Here is a 26,277-nt window from a genome sequence, read left to right as displayed (position 1 = left end):
TTTAACAACAAGCGTTCCAAACTGGGTCTTCCGGTGGTTTGGCCACGATTTCTATAGGTTCTTTTCGAACAGGGTGAATAAAGGAAAGTCTGCGTGCATGTAAGTGTATACTTGCATTAGGATTGCTACGGTCAAAACCATATTTAAGGTCGCCTTTTATGGGGCAACCAATAGCAGCTAATTGTGCTCTAATTTGATGATGGCGCCCGGTATGCAAGTTAATTTCAAGAAGATAGTACCGGTCCAGTTTTTTAATCACCTTATAATCTAGAATGGCTTTCTTACTTTCCGGAATTTCTTTAATATGAGCGTACGACTTATTCTGTTTATTGTTTCGCTTTAACCAGTGGGTAAGTGTATCCTCGTTCTTTTTTGGTAGGTTCTTGACAATGGCCCAATAGGTCTTTTTCGCCTCTTTTTCTGCGAACAGCTTATTTAGACGAGGCAAGGCTTTAGAGGTTTTTGTAAATACAACAATACCGGAAGTAGGGCGGTCTAGCCTGTGGGCAACACCTAAGTAGACATTGCCGGGCTTATTGAATTTCTCTTTAATGTAAAGCTTAACGACCTCGCTTAAGGGCATATCACCAGTCTTATCGCCTTGAACAATATCACCGGGCCGCTTATTAATGGCGATTAAGTGATTGTCTTCAAACAATACCAATAGATTTTTTGGGTCGGAAATAACTTTATCGGCCACTAGAACAAAGGATTAGAGTTTAGAAAAATGCAATTAATACTGCTCCTCGTCGTTCGGGAAATCCTTGCTTTTTACATCGGTAACATATTGAGAAATAGCATTACCCATTTCTTCGTATAGGTTCATGTAACGGCGTAAAAACCTTGGATTGAACTCGTGTGTCATTCCCAATAAATCGTGAATAACAAGTACTTGCCCATCCGCATGCTTACCTCCACCAATACCTATGGTAGGTATAGAGATACTTTCAGAAACTTTCTTGGTCAAAGCAGCCGGTATTTTCTCCAATACAATAGCAAAACAACCTAATCTTTCAAGAAGTTTGGCATCTTCAATTAGTTTTTCGGCTTCTTCTTCCTCTTTGGCACGAACGGTATAGGTCCCAAATTTATAGATGGATTGTGGAGTAAGTCCTAAATGACCCATAACAGGAATACCTGCTTTTAGTATCTTTTTAACCGACTCTTTTATTTCTTCTCCTCCTTCAAGTTTTACAGCATGGCCACCACTTTCTTTCATAATACGAATTGCAGAACGAAGCGCTTCCTTAGAATCACTCTGGTAGCTACCAAAAGGTAAGTCAACCACCACTAAAGCCCTTTCTACAGCACGAATAACTGAGGCAGCGTGGTAAATCATCTGATCTAACGTAATAGGTAAAGTGGTCTCATGACCTGCCATAACATTACTGGCAGAATCACCTACAAGAATAACATCAACATTTGCCGAATCTACAATCTTGGCCATAGAATAATCATATGCAGTAAGCATAGATATTTTTTCGCCGTGTTTTTTCATGTCTACTAGAGACTTAACTGTTACTCTTTTATATTCTTTCTTTGCCGTTGACATAGTGGTTTTATTTTGATGTGATAAATGTAAGGAAAATGTTGGGTTTAAAGGTGACACGTGGGCTTCTTATAGATTGTAACCCCTCAGACCTTTTTAACATGCTCGTTCTAAACGTTATATTAATGAGGTTTGATATAATTGAAACCGAAGAAAATTCTATTGTAATGGCCTTTTTTCTTATTAGCCTGATTTTTTTAGCACAAAAAGTCTAAGATAGGGCCGTTCCAAAGAATGTAAGCATATTTTTTTTTTGCAGCTTTTGTCCACAAGATTCTTAATCTATGAAGAAAATGTTATTGGATAATAGTGGTATCATGAAATGCTTAACAAACAAGGACAGAAAATAAAAACCAGACTAGGTCATAGTATCATGATTGGATAAATAAATACCAAAGTAAATGTTTGGTATTCCCTATATTTATGACTTCGAAAAACTTAAGAATATGAAAATGAGATTAAAATTATTTTCGGCTATGGCAGGTATGTTGCTGTCGGCCGTAGCGGTTGTAAACGCTCAAGAAGCAAATCCGTTAGAAGGCAGATGGGATTTAACAATTGAAAAAGATGGTAAACAATTGCCATCTTGGTTGGAGATTTCGCACTCTGGTACCAATACTTTGGTAGGACGTTTTGTATATGCATTTGGTAGCGCTAGACCTGTTGCCGAAGTTAAATTGAAAAATGATGTTTTTAGCTTTGTTATCCCAAGACAATGGGAGCCAGAAGGTAGTGATATGACCTTTACAGGTTTAATAGATGGTGAAGAGCTTAAAGGAACCATGATTTATACAGATGGACAGCCCTATAGTTGGACAGCCGTAAGAGCTCCAAAATTGGAGTATGCGGAAAAAGTAAAATGGGGAAAATCCAAAGAGCTTTTTAATGGTAAGGATTTAGTTGGATGGGAAGCCATGGGTGAAAATCAATGGATAATTGAAGATGGAGTATTAACAAGTCCAAAGTCTGGGGCCAATTTGGTTTCTAATGAAAAATTTAAAGATTTTAAATTGTATGTAGAATTTAAAGTACCACCAGGAAGTAATAGTGGCGTATACTTAAGAGGCCGTTATGAAGTTCAGATTACAGATGATAAAGGTTCTGATCCATCTAGTGTATTGTTTGGCGGAATCTATGGTTTTTTAACGCCAAACGAAATGGCTGCTAACGATGCAAGTGAGTGGCAGACGTATGACATTACATTAATTGGCCGTCGTGTTACAATTGTTGCAAATGGTAAAACTATCATTAACAATCAAAATATACCTGGTATTACTGGAGGTGCTTTAGATAGCAATGAAGGCGAAGCGGGTCCGTTTTTGATTCAAGGTGATCACGGTCCTATTATGTTTAGAAAATTTGAGGTTACTCCAAGAGTAGAGTAGTTGCCTGTTAAGAGTATTTAAAAAACGTCCGCTGTTTTAAACAGCGGGCGTTTTTTGTTTATTACCAATTAAGTTCAGAAGATGAAATCAAAGGCTTCCGTTCTGTTTGGATAAAGGAATTCAAGTCAAATTCATTGGCTTTATGAATGGCATCATCAAAAGTGAAGTTGCATTTTGCTTCTATTTCAGAAGGAGCTACTTCGTATGTTTTAAAAGCTTCTAAATCTAGAAAAGATAATCGGCTTAAATCTTGGGTAAGTATAAACGATTTTGTCTTTAGTACACTGCTTTCTTCGTAGAGAACAGTTTTGTAAAACTCCGTTGGGATTTTATAGCCTCTGTATTCGCGGTCATCTTCATGAAAAATGCAACCACCTATAATACTCACACGAGACCTATCCATTTCTGTTTGGTCGTAAAGAGAGTTTTCTAGTTCGCCCCAAACACCGCCTTTTCCACTTTGGTTAAAGCTATCCATTTGCGGAGCAATGTTGGTAAAAACAAACGAATCTGAATTTGCTTTTTTTGCCTCGGCATAATCGCCCCAATTTAAATCTACTCTTCGCGCAAGATGCCCACGGTCTAAAGGGTTGCTCTTGTACAATCTGTTTCCGGCTTGGCTTTCCGATGGTATTCTAGAATCTTCAAAAAAACTAGAACCTTTTCTAGGTATTCGTTTTAGATTCATACCATCTATATTCCACGCTACCCAAATAGCGAATTTAGTCTGACTGCTGAGCGCCAACGAAAAATGGGTGTAATCTATTATTTCAGAACCGTCCAGTTGAAAAGCGTCGTCTGCTTGTTTCAATTTAGGAGGTTGTATAGCGGTACTCAAAAAATTTGCGTCAAATGCCATAAGAAGGTTTATTGTTTTACGAAGATTATGAATCAAAAATGCAAAACATTTCCAACACAATGGGCATTAGTAATTTTAAATTAAGATTATTTCTTGTGTTGGGAATAATGGCTATTTCTAATTAGACAGGTTATTCTGCCATTATAGGAGTGGTAATAGCTTCGTTAATAGCATCCCAGAGCTGAATTCTTTTACTTAATGCCTGCCGAGCAACATTTAAAGTTTCTTGCCATTTTTGTTCATCATTTCCACAAAGTTCAGCTACCATTTCAAGAGATAATGGTCCATGTTCATCACCATCCAGCTCAATATGTCTTTCTAGATAGTAAACGAGTTTGTTGTACTGCTTGTTATCTGCATCAGCACTTTTTAGAACTTCCATAAACATATCGGGAATAACATCTTCACGGCCAAAGGTGAATGCAGAGGCTACTAGATGAGGCTTTCCAGTAGCTATAATATCGAAAGAAAATAGAACAAAACCGGCTACTTTCTTTGGAATATCAATGGCGGCTAAGGCAGATTCAACTGTTTTGCCTTCTTTTAAAAGAAGTACGAACTTATTTATTTTTGAGGTATCAGCGCCTAGTTGTACCATTGCTTGCAGATACATCTCAAAATGACTTTTAGGTTCCCCTAGTTCATTTATATCACTTTCCTCGCCATGTACAATTTCATTAATGAATCTTGCAAGAATAGGATTTTTACAGGGAGTCCAGGGAATACTAATGTTGGTTAACGAAAGTTGAAGAGATTTTAGGAGAGACATAAAGTCCCAAACAGCATAGATATGGTTCTCTGTAAAAGTTCTAATATCATCTATACTATTTAAGTTTTGATAAAGGGGGTGATTTTGAAGCTGAGTTCTTAAATCTCGGATTTCATTTTCAATGTGTTCAATCTTAGTCATGACTGGTTTTTAGTTTTTGGTGAAAGCAAGTTTTCTTGTGAAGTGCAATATAAACATTTGAATTGATAGACTACAATTATTGTTGTATTGGACTACAAATTATAAATCGATGATTGAGCTAATTGGAGTGACAATAAAGAAAATAGGTCAGAAGTTGGCTGGGTCATTAAAAACCAAAATACCAAAAAGAACTGTGTAAAGAGTCAAAGTTCAATCCGTCTTTAAATTGAAGGGGTAATCTTAACAATCACTCATATTAATTCCTATAGCCAGGCCTCCTTCGGAAGTCTCTTTATATTTAGAACTCATATCTTTTGCCGTGGCCCACATGGTCTCAACTACTTTGTCTAGAGGAACCTTGGCATCTTTAGGGTCGGAACCTAAAGCTAACTCCGCGGCATTAATTGCTTTTATGGCTCCCATACTGTTGCGTTCTATGCAAGGTATTTGTACAAGTCCGCCTATAGGATCACAGGTAAGTCCTAGATGATGTTCCATAGCAATTTCAGCTGCCATAAGTACTTGTTCTGGTGTGCCGCCCAACAACTCGGTAAGCGCACCTGCTGCCATGGCACTAGAGACTCCAATTTCTGCTTGGCAGCCACCCATGGCTGCGGAGATGGTTGCTCCTTTTTTAAAGATGCTACCTATTTCACCGGCAACGAAAAGAAACTTTTTAATATGTTCAAAATCGGCTTCATGGTTTTCTATCACCATATAATACATGAGTACAGCGGGAATGACTCCAGCACTTCCGTTAGTAGGAGCGGTTACCACACGCCCCAAAGAAGCGTTCACTTCGTTAACGGCCAAGGCAAAACAGCTCACCCATTTTAAAATCTGACGGAATTTAACCTCTGTGTTTCGTATTGTAGATAACCAAACCTCTGGTGAATCATAAACATGTGAGCCGTATAAAAGGTTTTTATTGATATCATAAGCCCTACGGGTGACATTTAAGCCTCCCGGAAGTTTACCCTCTGTATGACAACCAATATACATGCATTCTAGCATGGTTTTCCATACGTGGTCTAGTTTTTCGTTTATTTCGGCATCACTCCGTAACGAGCGCTCGTTTTCAAGAACAATCTCAGATATACTTTTGTTTTCACTCTGGCAGTAGGCGAGTAGCTCCGTACCTTTTTGAATGGGGAAAGGAAAACTATTAAACGTGGCTATGTTACGCTTGGCATTTTTTCTTTCCTTGACCACTACGAATCCGCCACCAATAGAGTAGTAGGTGTTCTTTTTGGTCTTTCCTGATTTTAAAGTAGCTTCAAACTGAAGTCCGTTGGCATGAAATTCTAAAAACTTCCTGTGGAATAAAATATCGGTCTTTGGGTCAAAGGAAATGGATGTTGAATTCCCAAAGTTCAGAACATGGGATTCCTGAATATCTGCAACAATAGAATGTATATCCTTAATGGGGATTTCTACGGGGTCCGTTCCAGAGAGGCCCAACATAATGGCGTAATCTGTGGCATGGCCTTTACCTGTTAAGGCTAAAGAACCATATACATGTACTCGTATACTAACGACTTCATCAAATAATTGTGCAGATTTCAGTTCTGAAATCCATCGTTCTGCTGCCCGCCAAGGCCCTAAGGTATGAGAACTAGAAGGGCCAACACCAATCTTAAGCATGTCAAAAATACTAATAGACTCCATAAATTATAAACTCGTTTATGGTATAAAGATAGATAAAGCCCGCATTAGGCAAAGCCAAAAATTAGGGTACATAGAAACTAACAAATTAGAGCCTGTTGAACAGACATTTACAGAAATATGATAAGTAAGATGACTCTAGTTTTAATGTAATAGGTATCATACTGTCGCTTTTTGTTCAAGAAAACCCTATTTATGGCGTGTTCTTAGCTGTCTGTAAATATAGAAATGACATCATGTCAGGTTGTTATCAGTTGGCATATTGTTTGACAATTAGTAATCGATTCTAAAAATGAACACTAATATTTAAAACATATAACATGAGTAAAATTATAGGTATTGACTTGGGTACTACCAACTCCTGTGTTTCCGTTATGGAAGGTAACGAACCGGTAGTGATTCCTAATGCAGAAGGTAAGAGAACTACACCATCTGTAATTGCATTTGTAGAAGGTGGAGAGATTAAGGTTGGAGATCCTGCAAAAAGACAGGCGGTAACCAACCCTCACAACACTATATATTCTATAAAGCGTTTTATGGGTAACAAATTTTCGGAGTCTAGTAAAGAAGCCGGAAGAGTTCCTTATAAAGTTGTAAAAGGAGATAACGACACACCACGTGTTGATATTGATGGTCGTTTATATACGCCACAAGAACTTTCTGCAATGATTCTTCAGAAAATGAAGAAAACTGCAGAAGACTATTTAGGACAAGATGTTACCCGTGCGGTAATTACTGTTCCTGCTTACTTTAATGATGCACAGCGTCAAGCAACTAAAGAAGCAGGTGAGATTGCTGGTCTTACTGTAGAGAGAATTATAAATGAACCTACCGCAGCTTCTTTGGCTTACGGTATGGATAAGAAAGATACTGATCAGAAAATAGTTGTTTTTGATTTTGGTGGTGGTACGCATGATGTATCTATACTAGAATTAGGTGATGGTGTTTTTGAAGTATTGTCTACTGATGGTGATACACACTTAGGTGGTGATGATGTTGATCAAGAGATTATTGATTGGTTAGCTGAGGAGTTCAATAAAGACGAAAGCATTGACTTACGTAAAGATGCCATGGCATTACAGCGTTTGCGTGAAGCTGCTGAGAAAGCAAAAATAGAATTGTCTTCTTCTGCACAAACGGAAATCAACTTACCTTACGTTACTGCTACCGCTTCAGGACCTAAGCATTTAGTACGTACACTTACAAGAGCTAAATTTGAGCAATTGATCGGTGACTTGGTAAAAAGAACTATCGCTCCATGTGAGACTGCGCTTAAAGCAGCAGGACTTTCTAAAAGTGATATTGATGAAATTATCTTAGTAGGTGGTTCAACAAGAATTCCTGCAGTTGTTGAAGCTGTTGAGAAATTCTTTGGTAAGAAACCTTCAAAAGGTGTTAACCCAGATGAGGTTGTTGCTATTGGTGCAGCAATTCAAGGTGGTGTTCTTACAGGAGATGTTAAAGATGTATTGTTATTAGACGTTACTCCTTTATCTCTAGGTATTGAGACCATGGGTAGTGTAATGACTAAGTTGATCGAAGCTAACACTACGATTCCTACTAAGAAATCTCAAGTGTTCTCTACAGCAGCAGATAATCAGCCATCGGTTGAGATTCATGTATTGCAAGGTGAGCGCCCAATGGCATCTGATAACAAGACTATAGGTCGTTTTCACTTAGACGGTATTCCACCATCTCAAAGAGGTACACCTCAAATTGAAGTGACTTTTGATATTGATGCAAACGGAATTATCAAAGTTTCTGCAACGGATAAAGCAACGAACAAAACGCAAGATATTAGAATTGAAGCTTCTTCAGGATTAACAGAAGAGGATATCAAGAAAATGAAAGCTGAAGCTGAAGCTAATGCTGAATCTGATAAAAAAGCGAAGGAAACTGCTGATAAGTTGAATGAAGCTGATGGAATGATTTTCCAAACAGAAAAGCAACTGAAAGAATTTGGTGAAAAATTATCTGATGATAAGAAAAAACCAATAGAAGATGCTTTAGGCGAATTAAAAGCAGCATATGAATCTAAAGACTTAGCGGTTATTACACCAGCTTTGGATAAGATCAATGAAGCTTGGAAAGTTGCTTCTGAGGAAATGTACAAGGCACAAGCCGAAGGACAACAAAACGGTGCAGCTCCAGAAGGAGATGCTGCTTCTGCTGAAGAGCCAAAAGAAGGCGATAACGTAGAAGATGTAGACTTCGAAGAAGTAAAGTAAGTTAAGCGTTTAACGCTACGAATATAGGACCCGCTCAGTTATTTAACTGAGCGGGTCTTTTCGTTTTATAGATTTGGTACGCCTTTTGTTTCCAGTTCACAGAATATCAAGTAGTTTTGCAGTATGATAAAAAAATTCTTGTTTGTATGTCTAGTATGGGGAATATCTTCAATGGTGTTTTCTCAGGACATCGAGATTTTTAAAGTATCCGATTTTAACTTGAAGGGAAAAGTGGAGTCGTGTTTTGTCATTACCGACTACGGTAAGGAAGAATACTATTTTAATCCAGACGGGTTTTTAACGAAGTCCGTTACTCGTTATAATGATACAGATTACGAGACTACAAACTATAAATACATAAATGGATTCTTAAAAGAGCGTAGAATAGAAAATTATATGGACGGTAGTTTTGACCGTGCCACGTCTATTGCTAATTTTTACGAAATAGATACAACGGCAGCTAAAACTATAACTGAAAATATAGTTTCTTACGAAAAAGAACTTTTAGAGAAGAATATTTACACTTATGGAGAGGACGAGAAATTAATTAAGCTTGTCCGTACCAATACCAGTGGCATAGATGAGAGTGATTTTGAGTATATCAATAACGACAGTGTTACTATAGTTCGCAAAACTCTAAATACGCTATTATCTAAATTGATTACAACATCTGAGGTGATAGAAAATGGACAGAAGTTTAAAAAAGTGATTTCTGAAAATTATATCGAAGGAAACCTTACTGCAAAAACTGTTGAGGTTTTTGATGTTAATAACAAGCTAACTTTACATAAAGAGTTAATGTATGATAGCTCTACAAAAAAGTGGATACCACAAAAAGAAGAGCGCTACTTGTACGATGAAACTGGAGTTTTAGCAACCACTAAGACTAAGAAACGTTTTGGAGATTTAACTCAGGAATATATTTATCAGTTTGATGGTACGCCGGCCAATAACTGGGTAAAAGAAATTATAACTCCAAATAACTCATACACCACAAGGCGCATCAAGTATTACCCTTCTGCCAAAATTGAAACAATAGAAGTAATTGAAACTGAAGTAGAAGAGGGGAAGAATTAGATTTTTAAATGAGTTTAGACGAATAACAATTAGCAAGAAGAATCTGCTACAATTTTCCATTCGCCATTTATCTTCTCAAATATAATCATGAAAGTACCATTGGCATCACCCACTTCTCGCGTCAAAAAGTACTGTCCCATAACATAATAGGACGCTTCATTAATTTTAGTAATCTGGTCTATTTTAAAGCGCAACTTTCCAGTGTCCGCTTTAGTAGGATATCCTTTTTTGTAATTGTCCAGAGTCGTTTGCCAACCTTTGGTAACCTTTCCACCACTATAATAAGTTAGCTCATCAGATTTCCAGTAGCCCTGCATAAAACCTTCCAAATCGTGATTGGACCATGCCGTTTCTTGGGTGTGAAGTATATTTTCTATGGTTTCAATATCATTATTTTGAGCAGATAAAGAACTAAATCCTATCAAAAACACGAGGAGCAATACCGTTTTAATTTTCATAATTCAATTTGTAAGTTGATGAAGTGGTAAGTTAAAAAAAGCCCTGATAATTATATCAGGGCTTTTCACATTAAAAACGTAAACACTAAAAATTAATCTGTTGTATGAAGATTAAGAATGTACCAGAATAACAACATAAGGCTGGCAAAAAGCCCTAAAGAAGCTGCTACATATTGGTGTGATTTGTATCTGTGAACCAAATTAGAAGTTTGGTATAGAATTGATCCAGAAGCCAAAATAACCATGGCAGCACTAAATAAAAGACCCAAGTTAAACCCAAACAATACGCCGGCTACAATAAGTCCAAGCGCAATTGCAAAACCCACGGCCAATATGGATTTTAAAAACGAAAAGTCTTTTCTAGTTATCAAAACAATGGCAGAAAGTCCTGTGAATAAAGATAGAGTCATTATAGCTGCTTGATTAAGAATATCAAGGGAACCATTTTCTGTATATGTAAGGGCTATGAATATTAACGGAATAAAAATGAATGCTTCTGCAATTACGTAAATTAAAAGAGCTAAATAATGCTTGTTATTACTTTTACTCTTTAGGGCAATACGTTCGGCATAATTTGTAATAAACAAAAAACCGCCCAACATAATTAACCAACTATAACCATCGGTAAGTGAAAGTGCAAAATTTAAAATTGGTGGAATTTGAAAAAATAAGGTTTCAATTAGAACAAAGAGCAGTACCGCACCTGCTAGATGCGCATATGTTCTTCTGTAGAAGACAGCTCGTTCAGTCTCGGTAACCAAGCTTGCCACTTGGTACGTGGTAGTGTTCTGGTAGTCTTTCATGGTGGTGGTTTTGGCGTAAATACAAATAAAAAAATATTACGCTAAGTGTGGCTAATTATTTGTTGAACTACAGATTTATTCGTTTTTGGTCTAACATTCTTGTTTTCAATGCATAGCGGGGACAGAATAGAGCTGCGAAACCAATAGAATCTTACATTTTACCTTAAGAAAATATAACAGTTGTTTATAGCGATACTAAAGAGCATTAGCCAATAATTTGTGGTATGTAATGGAAAATTATAAGGTAGAATAAACGAATAATAAATGTCCACTATTTATTTGTAACCCTAATTTTTGGAAGACAATAGAGAAGATTTTCTGGCCAACAAAGATTTTGCTGGCCTAGAAAATTATGTAAGGATAATTTTAACTTTAGCTAAAAAGTATTATTCAAAAAAAGCTTTTCGAATTCCTAACTCTAATCCACGTAATTCGGCTAATCCGCGTAAGCGACCTATACCTGAGTAACCGGGATTGGTTTTTTTATGAAGATCATCTAACATCTGGTGGCCGTGGTCAGGTCTCATCGGAATCAATGCATCTTTTCTGCCTTCTGCTTTTCTTCTTTGTTCTTCGGCAAGAATCAATTTTACAAGTTCGTACATAGGAACATCTCCCTCTAGATGATTCGCCTCATAGAAGTTTCCATTTGCATCGCGTTTAGTACTTCGTAAATGTAAAAAGTGAACACGGTCAGCAAATCGTTTAAACATTTTAGGTAAATCGTTATCTGCTCTAGCGCCCAAGGATCCCGTGCAGAAAGTAATACCATTATTAATGGACTTTACCTTATCAAAAATATATGCATAGTCAGCTTCATTTCGCATGATACGTGGTAACCCTAAAATAGAAAATGGTGGGTCATCTGGGTGAATGCACATTAACATGCCATTTTCTTCAGCAGTAGACATTATTGCATTTAGAAAATAAACAAGGTTGTTGCGCATGTCATCCTCATCCATGCCTTTGTAGGTGTCTAAAGTGGCTTGAAACGGACTAAGGTCAAAACCGGTCTTAGGTATTTGGTAATTCTCTGAAGAGCCTGGTAAACCAGCGATAATGGTTTTCACCAGTTTATAAATGTCATCTTCAGACATTTTGTTGTAATATGTTTTGGCGGCTTCTATTTGAGCTTCTGTAAAGCTTTTTTCAGCATCAGGCCTTTTAAGGATAAACAAATCAAAAGCAGCTAGAGCTGTTGCGTTAAAAAAAAGTGCTTTTGAACCATCTTCTACTTCGTAATCTAAGCTTGTACGTGTCCAATCAAGTACCGGCATAAAATTATAGCAGACCACATTAATATTACATTCAGCAAGATTTTTTAAGCTCTGCTTATAGTTTTCTATAAGTTGCTCAAAACCATCTTGCTGTGTCTTAATACTTTCATGAATAGGTAATGATTCCACAACGGACCATACCAAACCATTTTTTTCTAAAAGATTTTTGCGTTCCTCAATTTCAGAAACCGACCAAACTTCTCCATTGGGTATGTGATGCAATGCGGTTACAATTCCTGTGGCACCGGCCTGTTTAATATCTTGTAGGCTAACAGGGTCATTGGGCCCATACCATCTCCATGTTTGTTCCATATTCGGTACTTCTTAATTAGTTGATATATGTTTTATATAATGTAGAATGCAATAAGTTACACTCCGCTAAAAGCACTAAACCCACCATCTACAGGTAATACGATACCCGTTATAAACTTAGACGCATCACTACATAAAAATTGAATTGCACCGTTTAGTTCCCCAACTTCGCCAAAACGACCCATTGGTGTACTTTTTATAATAGTCTCCCCACGCTGTGTAAACGAGCCATCCTCATTTGTAAGCAATGCTTTGTTCTGTTTTCCGATAAAGAAACCAGGAGCAATAGCGTTAACTCGTATGCCGCTACCAAATTTAGTAGCCATTTCTACTGCCATCCACTTAGTGAAGTTCTCCATTGCCGCCTTGGAAGCAGAATAACCAGCTACTCTTGTAATAACCCTATCTGCCGCCATAGAAGAATAGTTAATAATTACACCTTCTTTTTGTTCAGACATTACTTTACCGAAAACCAAAGAGGGGATAAGCGTCCCGTTAAGGTTAAGCTCCGTTACCTTGTTAAAGTCCGCAATCTTAATATCAAAAATGGTCTGGCCAGGCGCCACCGTTGCTCCGGGAAGGTTTCCGCCAGCGATATTTAAAAGAATGTCTATTCTTCCAAAATCTGATAAAATCTGGTTTTTAGCTTTTTCTAAAGATTCTTCACTTAAAATATCTGCTTCATACACATTAGCGTGTCCGCCCACGGTTTTAATTTCATCTAAAAGCGATTGAACCGATGTCTTTTTTCGTGTTAACAGAGCCAATTTTGTCCCTGATTTTGCTAAACTTTTAGCAACACTACCTGCCAAAGCTCCACTAGCTCCAGTTATAACAGCAATCTTATTATCTATATCAAACATTCTTTCTTTTTTTAATAAAGCCCAAGATAAAACAATCTACTCTAAAAGAGAGGCAAGAATCACATGAAATACGAATTAAGCATCTAGTTGTTTTAGTTAATATAAATAAAACTTTTAGAAGCTTAATTATAGTGATTTTACCTTTTTTGTGGAATATATATGTCCAAAATCTACTTTTTGGAACACAGTAGTTGTTTCCATATTAGCTGATATTGCTGGTGTTAAGCTTCTTTTTGTGTAGTAAATACACTTGTTTATCGCTACAGAACCATTTGTTGCACTCATCTGATCATATGTTGTTAAAGAATGGTTAAATAAACATCACTTTTGAAAAACTTAAACAAATGTTAACTACTCAATTAAACTAGAGATCTTATGAAAGGAACTAACTTTAAAATTAAGAAATGGCAACCCTACAGATATCTGTCGGGATTGTTGTGGCTTTTAGCAATAGCTTTTGGTCACGCACAGGAAGTAACCGTAAGTGGTACGGTTTCAGATGATTCAGGTATACCTTTGGCAGGTGCCAATGTACTTGTAAAAGGCACCACTAGTGGTACTCAAACAGATTTTGATGGTAACTACTCTATTTCAGCTGATGGTGGTGCCACTTTGGTATTCAGTTATATAGGGTTTACTAAAAAAGAAGTAGCTGTTAATGGACAATCTGTTGTTAATGCTACTTTAGCAGAAGATGCCAGTCAATTAGAGGAAGTTGTTGTTATAGGGTATGGTTCTCAGAAAAAGTCGGATTTGACTGGAGCTGTAAGTACTGTAGATAGCGAAGAAATAAACAAGTTTACCTATAATGATGCCGCTCAAGCTATACAAGGTCGTACGGCTGGTGTTAGAGTAGAATCTAATGGAGGTTCTCCTGGAGCTAATGCCCTTGTGACTATACGTGGTTCAAGCACATTATCTGATGCAGGTCCTTTATATGTAATTGATGGAATGCTTACGGGAGATATGACAACCTTGAATCCAGGGGATATTGAAACTATCTCTGTTTTAAAGGATGCTTCAGCTAGTGCTATTTACGGTTCAAGAGCTGCAAATGGTGTAATCATTGTAACTACTAAAAAAGGTACTCGTGGAGGTATAAAGGTAGATTTAGATTATAGTTATGGTCTTCAATCTTCAGTTAAAAACATTGACTGGGCAAATGCAAGAGATTATGCTACTATAGTGAATGCGGCTAGAGATAATGATGGAAATGCAAGGTTTCCTGCTAATGACGGTCAGTTTAACCCAAACATTGATAGTGACATTCAAAAAGAATCACTTCGTACTGCAGGGGTAATGAATGCAAATGCTAGAATTTACGGAGGTACAGAAAATAGCACGTATAGCTTGTCTTTAAATCATTATGATCAAGATGGTATTGTTAAACAATCAGATTATAAGAGAACAACGGCTAGAATTAATGCAACTCTTACGAAAGGAAGGTTTAAACTTGAGAATACTGTTGGTTTAACACGTTCAATTGATAATCCTAATCCGTATTTTAATAAAGAGAGAGATTTAGTGCCTACCATTCGAATCTATGATGACGAAGGTAACTTTAGTGCTACCGATCAACCTGCAGATGTTGCAGTAGGTGCTTTTTACGGTGTTGGAAATGTAGGGAATTCTCTAGGTTTGGCAACTGTTGAAGATAGGACGGTTACAAAAAATAGCATACTTGGTAATATCGCTGGGTCTTTTGAAATTATTGACGGTCTTACTTATAAGTTAAATTTAGGATTGGATTACTCTGCGACCAATAATTATAGATTTACTCCAACCTATGTTTTTAATACAGCAACATTTGGTAACAATCAATTTGCAGAATTAGCAGAAACCAATACCAACTTTCTTTCAACATTGATTGAACATACTTTAACGTACAGCAAAGAATTCAACAAGCATAATATAAACTTTGTTGCTGGTTATACTGATCAAGTGTCAAATACAAGATCTCTTGGAGCTTTGGCTAGAAAATTTCCTTCTAACGATGTTCGTGTAGCTTCTGCTGCAGAGGATAAGGTTAATTTTCCATCTCTAGATTTGACCAAAACTATTCAAAGTTATTTTGGTAGATTGAGTTATGCTTATGATAGTAGATACCTATTTACAGCTACAATTCGTAGAGATGGGTCGTCATTATTTAAAGAGGATTTAAGATGGGGTACTTTTCCATCATTTGCAATAGGGTGGAATTTAGGAAATGAGAGTTTCATGGAGAATGTAACTGCTATTACCGATATTAAAATTAGAGCCAGTTATGGAGAAGTAGGTTCTGATAACGTACCTATCTATTCATTAAGTCCGGAATTAAATCTTAATAGTGAGTATCCAATAGGAGAAAGTCAAGAAAGAGCCACTGGATATTCAATTACTAAAGGTATCAATGATCAGATTACTTGGGAAACTAGTAAAACAACTGATATAGGTTTGGACTTTAGAATGCTAAATCAAAAGTTGAGCATAACAATGGACTATTTTCAAAAGAAATCAGAAGATGTTCTTGTTGAATTGGGACTACCATTATATACTGGTTTTGGAAACAGAGTACCTTTTAATACGGCAAGTATAGAAAATGAAGGTTTCGAATTTTTGGCTAATTATTCTGATAGTTTAAGTGAAGACTTTTCTTTTAGTATTAGTGGAAACTTTACAACACTTAACAATGAAGTTACTGCTTTAGGAGATGCAACACCTATTATAGAAGGACAGTTTACTTCCAATGGATTAAGAGGAACTAAAACAGATGTTGGTCAGCCCGTTTCTTCGTTTTATGGTTATATAGTTGATGGAATTTATCAAACAGATGCTGAGGCTTTAGCCGCAAATGACAATAATAACCCACAAGCAGGAGATTTAAAGTTTAGAGATATAGGTGGTCCTGATGGTTCGGGCCCTGATGGTATTGTAGATGAGAATGACCAAGCATTTTTAGGTAATCCAGCACCTAATTTTGAGTATGGTTTAAATATTTCTGCATCGTACAAAAATTTTGATATGAGCCTTTTCTTTAACGGTGTTTCCGGTAATAAAATACTGAACGGAAATAAATACAGAGGTTATTTTGATACGGAAGGACCTTATCTTACTGATGCTTTAAGAGCTTGGACTCCAACAAATACAAATACAAATATTCCAAGAAGTACACAGTCAGATCCTGGTTTTAATAGAAGGCCATCAGATTTTTATTTGGAAAATGGAGCTTATTTCAGGTTGAAGAACATGCAATTAGGATACACGATTCCATCTGATATATCTGAGAAAATGATGATGACCAAACTTAGAATATATGGTTCGGCAACTAATTTGTTCACGCTTACAGATTACACAGGTTATTATCCTGAAGTGGGTAGAAATACAAGGTCTTCCAGAAGGATATTTAGTTCAGGTGTAGATGAAAGTGCTTACCCAACAGCTAGAACTATTCAATTGGGTGTACAAATCTCTTTCTAACTCTAACAAAAAAGACATGAAAAATAATATTATATCAAAAAGTCTATTAGCAGCACTCGTAGTGCTACTGGTGACGTCATATAGCTGTCGAAAAGACATACTAGAACAAGAAAACCCTAACGCAGTAACCCCTCAATCTTTTTGGAAATCAGAGGAGGATGCAAACAAGGGAATCATAGGAGCATATAGTCCGTTTACTCACATTTGGTACTATACACGTTTTGAAATTTTCCTTTCGGATTATAGAGATGATGTAGTAAACGCTTTTGCTACATCAGAACGTACAGCGGCTGGTTCATTTAATGGAATTCCACAAAGTAATGGTGCTTTTTGGGTATGGAGCGCCATGTATCAGGGAGTTACCAGGGCAAATGAAGTAATAGCAAATGTTCCAGAAATAGAAATGGATGAAACTGCTAAGAAGAATATCTTAGGAGAAGCTCATTTTATACGTGCATATAACTATTTCAATCTTGTAAATGGATGGTTGAATGTACCACTAATAACAGATCCAATAGGAAGTTTGGAAGATCCTAAGGCAGTTCCACAAGCAGATCCTGCTGATGTATGGGCTCAAATAGAAAAAGATTTAATTGAAGCACAGAAATTGGCTCCTGAATCTTGGCCTGCCGCAATGGAAGGAAGAGTTACTTCTGGAGCAGCTACTGGTGTTTTGGGGAAAGTTTATTTGTATCAAAAGAAATATGCTGAAGCCAAAGCTGAGTTTGCCAAAGTAATGGATGGTAGCTATGAGCTTATGGAGAATTATGCAGATAATTTTACTGAAGCATCAGAAAATAACAAGGAATCTTTATTTGAGGTTCAATTGGTTAATGATGGTAATACTGGTTGGGGTGGAGATGATCCAGGAAAAGGAAAAGGAGCTGCTTTTCATCCAGACATAGCACCTAGAGGTTTTACAGGCCAAGACGGGATGCGTATTAACAACTGGGTTCTTGATTTATTTTTAGATGAGAAAACAGTTAATGATGAAATTGACCCGAGAGCATTTACTACGTTGTTTTTTGACACAGATGAAACCACAATCTATAAAGGGGACACTTTAGCGTCTAAAACATATGGTGATAAAAGTTACCAAGATGTATTTGAAGGCTCAGACTTAGTATGGGGTAACAAATGGTTAGATATCACTTTTGATGATAAAACCGGCTCGCAAGATAACGGATGGCACCAATCTGGTAATAATCTAAGATTACTACGTTATTCAGATGTTTTATTGATGTTTGCAGAAGCAGAATTTATGCTTAATGGTTCTACTGCAACGGCTCTAGATGCTATAAACGAAGTTAGGGCAAGAGTAGATATGCCTGCTTTAACTAGTATAACTATGCAAGATATCGAAGATGAAAGAGTTAAAGAACTTTCTTTGGAACGTACTAGATATTTTGATATTCTTAGATGGGGTAAAGTTGAAGAATACATTGTAAATAAGCCTGAATTAAAATCAGAGAGTGCGGGCACAAGCTCATACAGACCAGGTAGGGAGTATATTGCAATTCCTCAAAACGAAATTGATGCTAACCCGGTTTTCAAACAAAACCCAGGGTACTAAAGTAACTTACTTTATTTTTTCAAAGGAACCATTGTAAGATGGTTCCTTTTTGTTTAAATTGAATTCTAGAACCTCAATAGATTGAAAAAATTATTTTTTATCTCAGCCCTTATATTTCTTACTTCTTGTAGTACACAGGAAAAAAAAATGGAACTGATTTCCGCTAGTAATTCAGGTATAGATTTTGCCAATACTATAGATGAAACAAATGAATTACACTATTTCAGTTTTCCATATATCTATATTGGAGGAGGGGTAGGAGTTGGTGATTTTGATAATGATGGGTTAAACGATGTTTTTTTTGCAGGAAATAAGGTTTCCTCAAAATTATATAGGAATAAAGGGGATTTTGCTTTTGAAGATAGTACACCTGAATCAGGTATAGAAGGTGAGTATTGGGCAAACGGGGTTTCTGTTATTGATATTAACCAAGACGGTTTAATGGATATTTATGTTTCAGTTGGTGGGTTTGCTAATAAGCAGGAAAGAAAGAATAAACTTTTCATAAACAATGGCAATTTCAAATTTACGGAGAGCGCAGAAAGTTATGGTGTTGCTGATTCGGGTCATTCTACACAAGCGGCTTTTTTTGATTTTGACCGTGATGGAGATTTAGATTTGTATGTGATGACACATGCTAATGAAGGGCCAAAAGAAATTGAGAAACTTTACACCAAAAAGGATGGTTCAGGTCCTAGTACGGATAGATTATATGAGAATACAGGTAATGGTAAAAACGGTCACCCTGTTTTTGAAAATGTTTCAAAAAAAGCGGGTGTTTTAATTGAAGGGTATGGTCTAGGTCTTGCTATAACGGATATCAATCAAGATGGCTGGCCAGATATTTACGTGGCCAATGACTTTGTGGCCAATGATTTACTCTATGTGAATAATCAAGATGGAACGTTTACGAATAGGTTGCCGGAATATGTTCAGCATACGTCAAGAAATGGAATGGGGGTAGATGTATCAGATATTAATAATGATGCTTTACCAGATATTTTGGTAATGGATATGCTTCCTGAAATTAATAAGAGGCAAAAAACCATGACAGCCAATATGAACCATGAGCATTTTAAACAAACTTTACGAGAGGGGTTCTCTCCGCAGTTTATACGTAATACGCTGCAACTAAACCGAGGTAAAGATGAAAAAGGGAAGCCGGTGTTCAGTGAGGTTGGCAGATATGCTGGTTTATATCAAACGGATTGGAGCTGGTCTCCATTAATAGCAGATTTTGATAATGATGGTCAAAAAGACGTATTTATCAGCAATGGATTTAGAAGAGATATTACCAACCATGATTTTACCGAGTATTCAAATCAAGCAGACATATTTAAGAAAGGAACTGGTAAGCTATCAGAAAATAAAATTGTAGCGCGGTTAAAAGTTTTAGATAGTATTTTTCTACCCAACTATATTTTTTCCAACGACGGAAACTTAAAATTTAAGGACGAAACTAAATCCTGGGGAATGGACCAACCCTCTTTGTCTAACGGAGCAGTTTATGCGGATTTTGATAATGATGGCGATTTAGACTTAGTTGTTAATAATATAAATGCTCCTGCTTTTCTTTACAAAAACAACTCAGATAAAAATAAGGAGAACCACTTTGTAGATATTAAATTAAAGGGAGCTCAAGGTAATTTAAATGGCATAGGAACTAAACTTACGGCATATTTATCTACTGGGGATAAACAGTATTATGAATATAATCCAGTTAAGGGTTATATGTCTTCAACTAATTCTAACATTCATCTTGGTTTAGGTAAAATAGACATAATAGATTCTCTTAAAGTAGATTGGCAAGATGGAGCACAACAGATTTTAACTAATCTCCAGGTAGATACTTTTTATACTATTCAATATAATTCTGCAAAAATAAGAGAACAAAAAGGTAGTATCGGTTTAGTCTCAAACAACTCTCTATTTACGGAGATACAGGATGAGGAAGTGTTAGGCTATTCTCATCAGGAAAATGATAATAGCGACTTTAGAGGAGAACCCTTGTTACTGCATTTAAATGACTTTAATGGGCCGGGAATTGCCACAGGAGATGTAAATGGCGATAGCAAAAAGGATGTCTATATAGGTGGGGCTAGAAATTATACGGGTAAAATTTTCCTTCAAAATAAAAATGGAACTTTCGATTCTATTAATCTACAGAACTCTGAAAAATATGAAGACTTGGGTTCACTGTTTTTTGATGCTGATGGAGATAATGATTTAGACCTTTACGTTGTTAGTGGAGGTAGCTCTGTTAAATATTTTGAAAAAGGTAATTATCAAGATCGACTTTATTTTAATGATGGCAATGGTACTTTTAAACATAATCCAGAAGCACTACCGGAAATAAAGGCCAGTGGTTCATGTGTTGTTGCTGCCGATTATGATTCAGATGGAGATCTAGATTTGTTTATAGGAGGTATGATTGTTCCGGGTAATTTTCCCAATATTCCTAATAGCTATCTTTTAGAAAACGAAAATGGAAAATTTATTGACATTACCAATCGTAAGGCAGAAACCTTACAAAATATAGGTTTGGTGAGCTCTGCGCTATGGACAGATTATGACAATGATGACGATTTGGATTTAATTGTTGCAGGAGAGTGGATGCCCATAACCATATTTCAAAACAACAAAGGTAACTTGACTAAGGTGGTTAATAGTGGTCTTGAAAACTTCAGTGGGTTTTGGAATAGTTTAATAGGTAAGGATTTTGATCAGGATGGAGATATAGATTATATTGCAGGTAATCATGGTGAGAATACAGCCTTTAAAGTAAGTAAAGAAGAGCCTATGCGGGTATACGCAAAGGACTTTGACTTGAATTCTAGTATAGATCCAATTGTAACTAGATATTTAAAAGGTAAAGAGGTGCCTTGGGCCCCTAGAGGAGAATTAGCAAAGCAGTTGGTGGCTATCAACAGAATTTTCCCAAGTTACGATCAGTATGCCGAAGCTGAAATGAGTGATTTACTTAAATCATTGGACACAACTCAAATGCGAATTTTAGAGGTAAACTACCTTAGTTCCAGTTATATTGAAAATTTAGGTGATGGTACTTTTACTGTTACTGCCTTACCTCAAAAATCTCAGTTTTCACCTTTGTTTGGACTGGGGTCTGGAGATTTTGATTATGATGGATTTGATGACATCATAGGAGTGGGTAACTATTATCCAACAGAGGTGATTTCTGGTTGGTATGACGCTGGAAAAGGTGTAATTTTAAAAGGAGATAATCATGGTAACTTTAATTCAATGCCACATACAGAAACTGGTTTTAAAGTAGAGAAAGATGCTCGGGCTTTGGTAAGTGTGCCCTTAAATGATTCTACTATGTTGTGGGTTGCGTCTGTAAATTCCAATAAAGTAAAACGTTTTAAGCAAAAAATAAAATTTCCAATTATAGAATTGGAGCCGGGAGAAGTTAATGCCAAAATCTATTTTAAAAATGGAAATGTAGAAAAACAGGAGTATTATTTTGGAGCTGGTTATTTATCTCAACCATCAAACATAATTCAGGTTCATGAATCTATGGATAAGGTAATTATTTATAATAGGGATGGAATTAGTAGAGAAGTTGTGGTAGATAGCATGAACTAGGAAGACGAAAGCGCAGAAATACCAATATGAAAGGAAAACTTATTAATTATACACTTGTAATTATTGGTACTTTATATACCATTCTGGGTAGTGCCCAAAACCACATCAGTTTCAAACACATTACAACCAGTGATGGCCTTTCACAGAGTGATATTAATACCATTTATCAAGATAAGCAGGGCTTTATGTGGTTTGGTACGCATGATGGTCTTAATAAGTATGATGGTTATAAATTCACGGGATACAACCCAAGTGCAAATAAACCAAATCGTATTAGTAGTAATTTAGTTTCTGATATTACTGGAGATGAAACAGGTAACCTTTGGGTGGGCACAACAGGGAGTGGACTTAATTTTTATAATGCAGCTACTGGTAATTTTACTTCTTACCTCAATGATGAGGATGATCCGTCTAGCTTGATAGGTAATCATGTTACAACTTTGTTTAAGGACAGTAAAAACCGGTTATGGATTGGTGTTCGTGATGGTTTGGATATGATAGACCTTAATCTTTCTCCGGACAAGGTCAAATTCCAACATTTTAATTCAGAGCAAGATCCGTTCATTATAGGTTGGGATGGTAGCTCTATTTATTCCATTTATGAAGATAAGAACGGACAAATTTTAGTTGGCGGCGCTGCTGGTCTTTTTAAGTTGAAAAAGGACTCGAACGGTAGAGATTATTTTGGCAATGTCAGCAAATCTGTAGGGCTTCCAGACTGCGTCGTAAAAGGTATTACCGAAGATAATTTAGGACGACTAATTATAGCAACAAACGCAGGGCTTTTTTGCCAAATAAAAGGTAGAGGAAGAACACTTGCGAAGATTGATGACACCAATTTCAACAATGTTTTGGTGGATAATAACAATCGTTTATGGGCAGGATCCAATGAAGGCTTGTTCTATTTTGAAAATAGTTCACCGGATAAAATCCCTCAGTTTGTCAAACGCTTTACTTACGATTCTAGAGATATTGGAAGTATTAGTAAGAACATAATAAAATCATTGTACCTAGATAATACCGGAATCATTTGGGTAGGTACCAATGGAGGTGGCGTTAATACTTTTGATCCTGGTAAAAAGTTGTTCTTGAATGTCAGAAACACACCTGACCCACAAAGTTTAAGCTATGACAAGATTAGAGCAATGTATGAGGATAGTAATGGAACGGTGTGGGTAGGTACCGAAGGTGGAGGTCTCAACATGTTACTTAAAACGGACGACGACGGAAATTATAATAAGTTTAAGCACTTTAGCTCAATTTCAAGAACATTTGCAATAACTGAAACCAAGATAGATAATAAGAAGACTTTACTTATTGGAGCGGAAAGTACTCCTGGTCTATACCTTTTGGATATTAGTAACCCAAGTAAAGTAAGAGAGTCAGACATAGTTCCTCAAAACCTGATGAATGGAGTGTTCAGCCTACTAAATGATTCCAAGCAAAACCTGTGGATTGGTACGTATACTTCGGGTATTCACAGGTGGATTAAAAATGAAGATGGTAAGGGTTATAATAAATCAGTTTTTAAAAGTTATCCTAAACAGCCCAATGCGTTACCTAGTAATATTATACGAGATATTTTTGAGGATGATAAAGGCAATATTTGGTTTGCATCGGGTGATGGTCTAAGCATGTTGAATGCTGTTGAACGCTATAAAAAACAGCCAAAATTTGTAACCTACAAAAACGACAAGAAAGATGCTAAATCTATAAGTCATAACTACATACTCTCATTATATCAAAGTACAGCAGGAGTTTTATGGGTGGGTACTTTTGGTGGTGGGCTTAATAAATTTGTACCCCGTAAAGAAGGAGGGGAAGATACTTTTGTTTCTTATTCCATTAGAGATGGGCTGCCAAATAATGTTATTAAAGGTATTTTAGAAGATAGGGAAGGAAATTTATGGCTTTCTACCAATATGGGGCTCTCCAAATTTAATCCTAAGAATGAAACATTTAAGAACTACAATGAAAGTGATGGTCTGCAGGATAATGAATTTCAAGAATTGGCCTGTGTAAAAAGGAGTGATGGTGAGATGCTTTTTGGAGGTATAAACGGTTTTAATGCTTTCTATCCTGAAGAGATAAGTGATAATGAACAACCTGCGGAAACCGTAATTACAGATTTACTGATTTCCAATAAGTCCGTAAGGGTCGGAGAAAAAGTAAACGATAATATTCTTTTGAAAAAAAGTATTAATCAGATTGATAATATTCAATTAAGCTACGAACAGAACAACTTTTCTTTTGAATTTGCAGCTCTACATTATGCAGCTCCTTTAAAAAATAAGTTTGCTTATATGCTTGAAGGTTTTGATAACGATTGGGTTCAAACAACTTCTGGCAAACGATTTGCAACCTATACCAACTTAGAGCCGGGAGATTATACTTTTAAGGTGAAAGCCTCTAATAATGACGGTCTTTGGGATCAGTCTCCTTCTAAAATAAAAATTAAGATTACACCTCCGATCTGGCAAAGTTCTGGAGCGTATTTGTTTTATGGACTTCTGGTTTTAGGAGTTCTTTGGTTGTTTTGGAGATATACTTTTATTAGGACGAGTAAGAAGCATCAGCTGGAATTAAATCATCTAGAGAAAGCTAAATCCGAAGAAATGCAGCAGGTGAAACTGGAGTTTTTTACTAACATTTCTCATGAGTTTAGAACACCATTAACCTTAATAAAAGGACCGCTAGAGTATTTGCGTAAAGATGGTTCAAAAGTAAGTCAGACCAAGGTTCAGGAGCAGTACAATATTATGTACAAGAACACTAATTATTTGCTCAAACTTGTAAATCAGTTATTGGACTTTAGAAAGATTGATCAAGGAAAAATGCACTTGGTAGTACGTAATAGTAATGTAGTTGAATTTATACAAGAAGTGGGGCAGCCATTTCAATTTTTGGCACACAAACAAAATGTAGATTTTAGTATTTCTTCTACAGAGGACCCACTTATGTCCTGGTTTGATCATGATGCCCTAGAGAAAATAATGAACAACCTTTTGTCCAATGCTTTTAAGTATACACCAGACGGTGGTCATATAAATATAGAGATATCAACAGAAGAGGCCACTAACATTACGGGGCAGACCAAAAACGTAGTTATAAAAGTTAGGGATTCTGGTTTTGGAATAGCAAAAAATAGGGTGAATACTATTTTTGAGCGGTTTAATACTCAAGATAAAAAAGACCGAAGAAATCTACAGGGAGCGGGTATTGGCTTATCGTTTACCAAAAACCTAATAGAACTGCACCAAGGTTCCATAGTAGTTAAAAGTAAGCCGAATAAAGGAACCGATTTTGTGGTGAGACTTCCAATGGATAAGGAAACATTCATGAATATTCCCGAGGTAAGTATTAAAGAAGTTTCGGAAAGTGATTTCTTAGTACGTTCTTCCGAAACGGAGTCTTTTGCCATTGGTATCAATGATGAAATTCTTGATGAAGATGTTTCAAAATCACGTCCTAAACAGCCTATATTACTTATTGTTGATGATAATGCAGATATCCGCACGTTGGTAAAACAAGCGCTAGATAGTGAATACGTCATTTGCGAAGCTGAAAATGGTAAACAGGCATTAAAAATGGCAAAGAGCCTTATGCCAAATATCATTTTAACAGATATTTTGATGCCCGTAATGAATGGTACTGAGTTTGCAGAAAAATTGAAGACAGAAAAGGAAACAAGCCATATTCCTATAGTCATGCTTACAGCAAAAGCATCTGAAGAAAGTGAGATAGAAAACTTAAAAATGGGGGTAGAAGGGTATATTAGAAAACCTTTTGATATGGAGCTCCTTCAACTAACACTGTCAAATATCTTAAAACAAAGAGATCAACTTCGTAGACAGTTTACGCGGAATATAACTTTACAGCCAACGGAGATTACCGTAACTTCCGTAGATGAATCTTTTCTGCAAACCGCTATTGAAATTGTAGAGAAGCACATGATGAATACAGATTTTAATGTGGAGATGCTGGTGAAGGAAATGGGGTATAGTCGTAGTAACCTTTATATGAAATTTAAAGAGATTACGGGGCTTTCTTCTAGTGAGTTCATCAGAAACATTCGTCTTAAAAGAGCTGTGCAGCTTTTTGAGCAGAGTGATTTATCCGTTAAAGAAATTATGTACAAGACCGGTTTTAACACGGCGTCGTATTTTTCAAAATGCTTCAAAAAGCAATTTGGAGTGATTCCCAGTGAATATGTTTCCAAACTAAAAGAAAAAAAGACAACCTCTTAGATTGATACT

16 protein-coding genes are annotated in these 26,277 nt (G+C 36.4%); 7 read left to right on the top strand and 9 right to left on the bottom strand.

What is annotated here, in order from left to right; all coding sequences use genetic code 11:
* Nucleotide 1: 1 nt before the first annotated feature.
* Complete coding sequence (locus HW347_RS06655; RefSeq protein ID WP_214611129.1) at nucleotides 2-700, bottom strand: RluA family pseudouridine synthase; 699 nt, start codon at nucleotides 698-700, stop codon at nucleotides 2-4.
* A gap of 33 nt (nucleotides 701-733) precedes the next feature.
* Nucleotides 734-1,552, bottom strand: coding sequence for a 3-methyl-2-oxobutanoate hydroxymethyltransferase (gene panB, locus HW347_RS06650; RefSeq protein ID WP_155595938.1), 819 nt, complete (start codon nucleotides 1,550-1,552; stop codon nucleotides 734-736).
* A gap of 449 nt (nucleotides 1,553-2,001) precedes the next feature.
* Between panB and HW347_RS06645 the strand changes: the two genes are divergently transcribed.
* Nucleotides 2,002-2,934, top strand: a complete 933-nt coding sequence (locus tag HW347_RS06645) for a 3-keto-disaccharide hydrolase (RefSeq protein WP_214611128.1) — start codon at nucleotides 2,002-2,004, stop codon at nucleotides 2,932-2,934.
* A 61-nt stretch (nucleotides 2,935-2,995) separates the two neighbouring features.
* Here HW347_RS06645 and HW347_RS06640 read toward each other — a convergent pair whose 3' ends face one another.
* From HW347_RS06640 to HW347_RS06630, 3 genes are all read right to left on the bottom strand, one after another.
* On the bottom strand, nucleotides 2,996-3,793 hold the full coding sequence (locus tag HW347_RS06640) for a DNA/RNA non-specific endonuclease (protein WP_214611127.1): 798 nt from the start codon (nucleotides 3,791-3,793) through the stop codon (nucleotides 2,996-2,998).
* A gap of 130 nt (nucleotides 3,794-3,923) precedes the next feature.
* Complete coding sequence (locus HW347_RS06635; protein ID WP_214611126.1) at nucleotides 3,924-4,703, bottom strand: DUF3050 domain-containing protein; 780 nt, start codon at nucleotides 4,701-4,703, stop codon at nucleotides 3,924-3,926.
* A gap of 240 nt (nucleotides 4,704-4,943) precedes the next feature.
* Entirely contained in the window at nucleotides 4,944-6,371 is a 1,428-nt protein-coding gene (locus tag HW347_RS06630; RefSeq protein WP_214611125.1) for an L-serine ammonia-lyase, read from the bottom strand.
* Between the two features lie 317 nt (nucleotides 6,372-6,688).
* Between HW347_RS06630 and dnaK the strand changes: the two genes are divergently transcribed.
* Together dnaK and HW347_RS06620 are read left to right on the top strand one after the other, a co-directional pair.
* Nucleotides 6,689-8,596, top strand: coding sequence for a molecular chaperone DnaK (gene dnaK / locus HW347_RS06625; RefSeq protein ID WP_214611124.1), 1,908 nt, complete (start codon nucleotides 6,689-6,691; stop codon nucleotides 8,594-8,596).
* A 123-nt stretch (nucleotides 8,597-8,719) separates the two neighbouring features.
* Nucleotides 8,720-9,673, top strand: a complete 954-nt coding sequence (locus tag HW347_RS06620; protein ID WP_214611123.1) for a hypothetical protein — start codon at nucleotides 8,720-8,722, stop codon at nucleotides 9,671-9,673.
* 29 nt (nucleotides 9,674-9,702) lie between these two features.
* On the opposite strand, the gene HW347_RS06615 is transcribed toward HW347_RS06620, so the two are convergent.
* The 4 genes from HW347_RS06615 to HW347_RS06600 form a co-directional block, all read right to left on the bottom strand.
* Nucleotides 9,703-10,131, bottom strand: coding sequence for a YybH family protein (locus HW347_RS06615; protein WP_214611122.1), 429 nt, complete (start codon nucleotides 10,129-10,131; stop codon nucleotides 9,703-9,705).
* A gap of 92 nt (nucleotides 10,132-10,223) precedes the next feature.
* Entirely contained in the window at nucleotides 10,224-10,934 is a 711-nt protein-coding gene (locus tag HW347_RS06610; protein ID WP_214611121.1) for a Bax inhibitor-1/YccA family protein, read from the bottom strand.
* Nucleotides 10,935-11,320: 386 nt separating this feature from the next.
* Complete coding sequence (gene uxuA / locus HW347_RS06605) at nucleotides 11,321-12,523, bottom strand: mannonate dehydratase (RefSeq protein ID WP_214611120.1); 1,203 nt, start codon at nucleotides 12,521-12,523, stop codon at nucleotides 11,321-11,323.
* A 56-nt stretch (nucleotides 12,524-12,579) separates the two neighbouring features.
* A complete protein-coding gene (locus HW347_RS06600) occupies nucleotides 12,580-13,386 on the bottom strand; it encodes an SDR family oxidoreductase (protein ID WP_214611119.1) in 807 nt (268 codons plus the stop codon).
* A 375-nt stretch (nucleotides 13,387-13,761) separates the two neighbouring features.
* Here HW347_RS06600 and HW347_RS06595 point away from each other — a divergent pair, with 375 nt between their 5' ends.
* The 4 genes from HW347_RS06595 to HW347_RS06580 all read left to right on the top strand — a co-directional run bounded on the left by HW347_RS06595 (nucleotide 13,762) and on the right by HW347_RS06580 (nucleotide 26,268).
* Nucleotides 13,762-16,842, top strand: a complete 3,081-nt coding sequence (locus HW347_RS06595) for a SusC/RagA family TonB-linked outer membrane protein (RefSeq protein WP_214611118.1) — start codon at nucleotides 13,762-13,764, stop codon at nucleotides 16,840-16,842.
* 16 nt (nucleotides 16,843-16,858) lie between these two features.
* Nucleotides 16,859-18,415 carry a RagB/SusD family nutrient uptake outer membrane protein gene (locus tag HW347_RS06590; protein WP_214611117.1) on the top strand — a complete coding sequence of 519 codons (1,557 nt, stop codon included), beginning with the start codon at nucleotides 16,859-16,861 and terminating at the stop codon, nucleotides 18,413-18,415.
* Nucleotides 18,416-18,562: 147 nt separating this feature from the next.
* Nucleotides 18,563-22,021 (top strand): VCBS repeat-containing protein, encoded by a 3,459-nt coding sequence (locus HW347_RS06585; RefSeq protein WP_214611116.1) that lies wholly within the window; start codon nucleotides 18,563-18,565, stop codon nucleotides 22,019-22,021.
* Between the two features lie 26 nt (nucleotides 22,022-22,047).
* Nucleotides 22,048-26,268, top strand: coding sequence for a two-component regulator propeller domain-containing protein (locus HW347_RS06580; RefSeq protein WP_214611115.1), 4,221 nt, complete (start codon nucleotides 22,048-22,050; stop codon nucleotides 26,266-26,268).
* Nucleotides 26,269-26,277 lie beyond the last annotated feature (9 nt).

The sequence above is a fragment of the Zobellia barbeyronii genome (assembly GCF_018603515.1).
Taxonomy (GTDB): Bacteria; Bacteroidota; Bacteroidia; order Flavobacteriales; family Flavobacteriaceae; genus Zobellia; species Zobellia barbeyronii.
The sequence above is the reverse complement of the archived record's forward strand: the minus strand, read 5'-3'. Positions and strand labels throughout refer to the sequence as shown.